Source organism: Acidiphilium sp. PA (assembly GCF_026191915.1).
In the GTDB taxonomy this organism is placed as follows: domain Bacteria; phylum Pseudomonadota; class Alphaproteobacteria; order Acetobacterales; family Acetobacteraceae; genus Acidiphilium.
Window position 1 is genome coordinate 1 of sequence record NZ_JAIMBY010000078.1, and the last position, 1,668, is coordinate 1,668.

At 54.2% G+C, this 1,668-nt stretch carries 1 protein-coding gene and 1 pseudogene; one reads left to right on the forward strand and one right to left on the reverse strand.

All coding sequences use genetic code 11. The features are described 5' to 3' along the window. A pseudogene (locus AruPA_RS21610) lies at positions 1 to 122 on the forward strand (IS5/IS1182 family transposase); the annotation flags it as partial. Positions 123 to 241: 119 nt separating this feature from the next. On the opposite strand, the gene AruPA_RS21615 reads toward AruPA_RS21610, so the two are convergent. After that, a complete protein-coding gene (locus AruPA_RS21615; protein ID WP_265638790.1) occupies positions 242 to 925 on the reverse strand; it encodes a PEP-CTERM sorting domain-containing protein in 684 nt (227 codons plus the stop codon). Positions 926 to 1,668 lie beyond the last annotated feature (743 nt).

Here is a 1,668-nt window from a genome sequence, read left to right on the forward strand (position 1 = left end):
GGCTCAACCGTTGTCGCCGGTTGGCCAAGGATTGGGAATGCCTCAACCGAAACGGACTTGCATTTCTACGCTGGGCATCCATCCGGCTGATGGTACGAAAACTCTGTAAGGAAACAAAATGATCCCGGATGGACTCTTAGATACGTAACATGGCCAGTGCCCGTTCGGTTTTGTTGATTCCCGTTAAGAAAAAGCGGCTCCAGCGAACTGGAGCCGTTCAAGTCACGATCGGCAGCGCCGATTAGAGGGTTTTCTGACGCCGGCGAATAATTAAGCCGAGGGCCAGCAGGCCTGTGCCGAGGAGCGCGAGGCTACCGGGTTCGGGTACGTCTACTTTGAGAACCGCAGGTGCCCCATTGGCTTCGACGTAGTCGACGACGAAGCTGGTCAGTAAACCGGCAGGCAACATGCCTGTATCGCTGACTTCGGGCGTCTCGCCAGGTGACGAGGTGACCGTGACGCCGTTGGCATAGCTGCTGGCACCGTCGTCATGGGTTATGGTGACGGTGGTACCTGACGGGACGCTTGTGTCGGGCCCTTCAAGAGTGAATTGAAGGTAAGTGTAATTCGACGAACCGGCAGAACTCATCGTCGTGCCGAGAAATGAGGTCTCACTAATATTGCTCGTGAACCCCGAGATCGCACTCTTGTTAGTGAAAAAATCACTAAAGAGGTTCGGCTGGCTCTGGCTGTTTGGGTTGTCGAAATTCAGTGGACCAGAGTACGCGAAAGACGCGAGCGCGTATGTGGGTGCGGGCGGAGGAGCACCTGCGCCGTTGATGAAATTGGTACCGCCGATCGTGCCGGTCGTTGTGGTCCACGCTGTTACCGCCCAGGTCGGGTTATAGATATCGGCCCGGGCAATGCCTGTCAGACCGAGGATCACAGCGGCTCCGGTTAACAGGTAGTTGCGAAGTCTGAACATGTCCAATCTCCAATCTGTTTTGATTACCATGATCTCTAAGGACCATGGGCGTCCCGGCGTCGGAGCGCAGAAAGGATAAAAGCAAAAATCGTGCCAATATCGGGATGACCGAAAATCAACAGCTTATGATATCTCATACTATGAGATGTAAAAGATTCCGACACCGCATTGAACGAAGTAATACCGAGGGTTTATTAAAAACCACGGTATTATACTCGTAGTTGTAGATAATGTTATTATATCTTGTTATTGTATACACGAGGCGGCGAAGTCTATACTGTTAGCAAATATCAGTTAGTAGATGATTGAGAGCCGGTTTCAGGGCCGGTTCGCCACCAGCGGGAGTACGATTTCCGTCGGCAGCACAATGACTATGCCATGCGCAATTCCGGTGGTGCCGGTAGGTTGGACAGGTTCCTGGGGAGAATAAGCTAAAGCTGGTTTCCCGGTTTGTGGTGAACATGATCCCCGGAAACAAATTCAGAATCAATCCTTCGGTTGCTGTGGCGCTGTGAAGCTTGTGGGCAGCCGCCGACCTGTGGACAAGGCGGGGAAACACCCTTCGTTTTCCCCGGCTTGTCCACAGGGGGCCGCGTCTTCGCGGTCAGGCGGGGATCGGCGCAGCCGACTGTCCACAAATTCACAGCGTCTTGCCTCCATCGGGTTACGCCGCCTTCGCCATGGACGCGGCGGTCGACCCGAAATACGCTTCGTCCGGCGTCTGCCAGTTCAACGCCTGGTGC

Bases quoted from the DNA above. Each gene is read 5' to 3' on its own strand.
- AruPA_RS21615 (WP_265638790.1), bottom strand. From the start codon at position 925: ATGTTCAGACTTCGCAACTACCTGTTAACCGGAGCCGCTGTGATCCTC.